Consider the following 3423-nt stretch of genomic DNA (forward strand, 5'->3'; position numbering starts at 1 on the left):
CCCTGCGGCGTGAACCGCCTTGCCGAAATTGAGATGGGAGCGATGCTGCGCAGCTAAATCGGCTTTATGAGCGAGGAGGCTTACAGACAACGCGCAAAGCGGCTGGCTGGGCCCCCAGCTTTCTTCTCGTCAACCTGGATTCCTAGTCGTGGTCGATGGGCCGGCCCCGCCGACGAAGTCGGCTTAGTTCAATCCCCTCTGGTTCATTCAGAGGGAAAACCACTCTAACTGTCAGCAAATTGCCGGCCAGTCCACCACACGGCTTTCCAACGCGTGTTTTCGTATTGAATTACGGCCTTGTTCGTGTCTGGAATGTGAGTGAAATGGCGATCCATTTCATCTGCATAGTTTTCCCAATAGGTCACCATGCAGCTTTTGCCCAATTGACACATGCGGGAAAGGGTTCCGTTGATATCCTTCATATAGTACAAGACCTCGCAGGCGACACATAAATCGAATGTCTCATGTAAAGAGAATATATCACCTGTTGAAAATATTCCCATTGGACAAGCTTTTTTTGCTCGCGCTATTGCCAGATAGCTTACATCTATTCCTTTGATTGACTTGCACACCTCGGCTAGATAGCGCGACTGCTCACCCTCGGCGCACCCTATCTCCAGCAGGCGGGCGACATTAGGGAAATTGGCTTGGATCAGACGGCTGGTCTCCAAGAATCTATAATTCTCAGACGCACTTCTCAAACCATATGGGTCCTCTACCAAAAATGCAGTTCGAAAAGCATTGTAATTGTTGCTGAAATCGACATTGCGAAAGACGAGACGCTTCCATATATTGCGCAGGGTTATTTTGGCACCTATTTTTTCCAGGCTAAGCATGAATCCGCTCCATGGCTATGTATCGTTGCCCATAATAGTTGCGGGTCAAGCGATGGTTTTTTCGTATTGATCGTTTGATAGATGATGCATATCGAGAGGATGATCACCCTAACTCGTCGGAAGTTCTTTGACAAAGATGGGTGGAGCAGCGGAGCAGCGGGCTTCGGCTGAGGTCGTCGGCTCATCGACGATTGCGCGGCTTTGGCGCACTCATTCTCCCCGCAATTGTTTAGAGCGGCAGTCGCTCAAGTCTTGGCGCTCGTCTTCGCCTTGCGCCGCCCTCTCGCCCGGGTCATGAGACAGAAGGCGATCTCGGCTTTTTCGGTGGCGCGAGTTCCATTGCTTCCTTGAGGATCTCGGCTTCCAAGGTTTTCTTGCCGAGAAGTCCCTCTAGTTCGTGAATGCGCTTTTCAAGTTCACGCAGCATGGGAGAATCAGCCACGTTTTCGGCTGCTTCGGCCGCGCCAGAGTCGCCTTTCGCCACACGGCGCTGCCAGCCGAAAAGCTACGAAGGAGCGATCCCGACGCGCTTGGCGACCATGGACACGCTCATGCCTGGCTGCATTGTCTCCTCAACAAGGCGCGCCTTTTCGGCGGCGCTCCAGCGCCGTCGGCGTTCAATGGAAGCGATCGCATTGATCGAGTCATCCGGCGCGCTGGTCATGGCCGGGTAAGTTGCGTAGGCCTGTCTCTTGCCGGCGAGCGGCTCGATCATGGCGAGCGCAGCGTTGCGTTCGCCATGTCCGCCAGCCGGCGACTGGCAGGCGTTGACGATCAGGCCGGCACGGTTTTCCATCAGGGCATGGCCGAGGAAGGCCAGCTTGGCCTCCATGCCCGCGCCCTTGCGATAGAGCCGGGCGTCGGGATCGGTGGTCGAGGCGTGGGTTTCATTGGAGCGCTTCTCGCCCTTGAAATCCACCTCGGCGTTACGGCCGGGGTCGGGAGGCGGCTCGTTGCCGGAACCGTCCTTCGGTTTGAAGCTCTTCATCGAAGCCCACGCTTCGATCAGCGTGCCATCGACCGAAAAATGATCGCTCGACATCAGCTTTTTGACGCGCGGCCGCGCCAGCACGGCGGCGAGAAACTTCGCCGCTATGGCGCCGTCCAGCAGGCGATCGCGGTTCTTGGAAAACACCGTCGCGTCCCACACAGGATCGTCGATGCCGAGACCAACGAACCAGCGAAACAACAGGTCGGTGTCGAGACGCTCCATCAGTTGCCGTTCGGAGCGCACGCAATAAAAGGCTTGCAGCAGCATCGCCCGCAACAGCCGCATGACCGGGGTTTCGTCTTGGGCTGCCTCGGTCTAGGGGCGAGCGTCGGCAGAGCCGGCTCATAACAGGCGCGAGGATTCCCGAACCGCGCCCCGCCTCCAGCCGTGGGCATTATTTTGGCAGACGTTAAGCCGCGCCGGGCGCCTGGGCGGTTTGAGCAATCGCCCAAACGAACCCAAGCATCTCGCCGGCGATAGCGGTGGTGACGACGACCTTGGGCTTCCCCGCCGCAGCGAGGCGGCGATAGCGGGCGCAAAGCCGGACCTGCGCCTTCCAGGCGATGTCGCGAACGATTTGCGGTAGGCCGTCAGTACGGTCGTGCAGCTTCCGGCTGACGCGCGGCTGCATGCGATAGGTCCAGGCGCCTTCAATCAAGGCCCGTCGCGCCAAGGCGTTTCCGGCCTTGGTAATTCCGGCCCGATGCACTGTGCGGCCGCTGGAATGTTCAGAAGGGACCAGGCCGAGATAGGCCATCAACTGCCGGGGATTTGCGAAACGGGTGAAATCGCCGACTTCGGCGACAAGCGTCACGGCGACGATAAAAGCCACGCCTCGCATGGCCTGCAACGCCGCGACCACGGGGGCGTGCGACCAGTTTTGCGCCAAATCCCCGATCTGCTGCGTCAGGCGCTCGACCCTCGATTCAGCATCAGTGACCGCGTGAATGTAATCCCGAAGCACCAATTGCTGGGCGGCGTGGTCGAACCGGACCGTCGTCAGCCAGCGACGATAGGCCAGGGTCCAGCCTTTCTTGCCGGCATAAACGCGCCCATGCCGGAGGAGAAAACTTTGCAGATGCTGCCGCGCCTTGCCCAAGACCCGCACCGCGGTCGAGCGCGCGCGGATCAAGTCCCGCATGGCCTCGTGGGCGTCATCGGGAACCCACACCGCAGTCAACTCGCCGGCGCGGTGAAGTTTGGCCAACATCACCGCGTCCCGGCGATCGGTCTTGACCCGATCTCCCGCCTTCACGGGAATGAGTGACGGCGCCACCACCATGCATTCGTGGCCAAGGGCGATCAACTGACGATAAAGGCCGTAGCCGCATGGCCCGGCTTCGTAACAGAATGACAAGGAACGGCCGCCTTTCGCCAGGCGCTCGACCAATTTCTTGATGTGATCGGGTTGGTTGAGAAAATTGCCGAGTTCGCGAACCTCGCCGCCACGAGCGCCCTCCGCGACAGCGACGGCAATCGTCGCCTTATGGACATCCAGTCCCACAAAAAGGATATTATTCATCAGGCCCGTCCCCCATGTCTGAGGCTCGGCGCCGGCCAGCCCGGCGCAATCCTCGATTAGGGACATGCAGTGGG

General features: G+C 59.0%; 3 protein-coding genes and 1 pseudogene. All 4 read right to left on the reverse strand.

The annotated features are described in order from the left end of the window. Positions 1 to 224 precede the first annotated feature (224 nt). Positions 225 to 836, reverse strand: a complete 612-nt coding sequence (locus tag ACLP2E_RS08305) for a class I SAM-dependent methyltransferase (protein ID WP_442465649.1) — start codon at positions 834 to 836, stop codon at positions 225 to 227. Positions 837 to 1128: 292 nt separating this feature from the next. Next, positions 1129 to 1320 carry a hypothetical protein gene (locus ACLP2E_RS08310; RefSeq protein WP_442465650.1) on the reverse strand — a complete coding sequence of 64 codons (192 nt, stop codon included), beginning with the start codon at positions 1318 to 1320 and terminating at the stop codon, positions 1129 to 1131. Between the two features lie 39 nt (positions 1321 to 1359). After that, a pseudogene (locus ACLP2E_RS08315) lies at positions 1360 to 2109 on the reverse strand (IS5 family transposase); the annotation flags it as partial. 127 nt (positions 2110 to 2236) lie between these two features. Then, entirely contained in the window at positions 2237 to 3349 is a 1113-nt protein-coding gene (locus ACLP2E_RS08320; RefSeq protein WP_442465651.1) for an IS110 family transposase, read from the reverse strand. Positions 3350 to 3423: the final 74 nt, after the last annotated feature.

This window comes from Rhodoblastus sp., from assembly GCF_052145335.1.
Taxonomy (GTDB): domain Bacteria; phylum Pseudomonadota; class Alphaproteobacteria; order Rhizobiales; family Beijerinckiaceae; genus Rhodoblastus.

Coding starts and splice junctions, on each gene's coding strand:
- ACLP2E_RS08305 (WP_442465649.1), bottom strand. CDS start 836: ATGCTTAGCCTGGAAAAAATAGGTGCCAAAATAACCCTGCGCAATATA.
- ACLP2E_RS08320 (WP_442465651.1), bottom strand. CDS start 3,349: ATGAATAATATCCTTTTTGTGGGACTGGATGTCCATAAGGCGACGATT.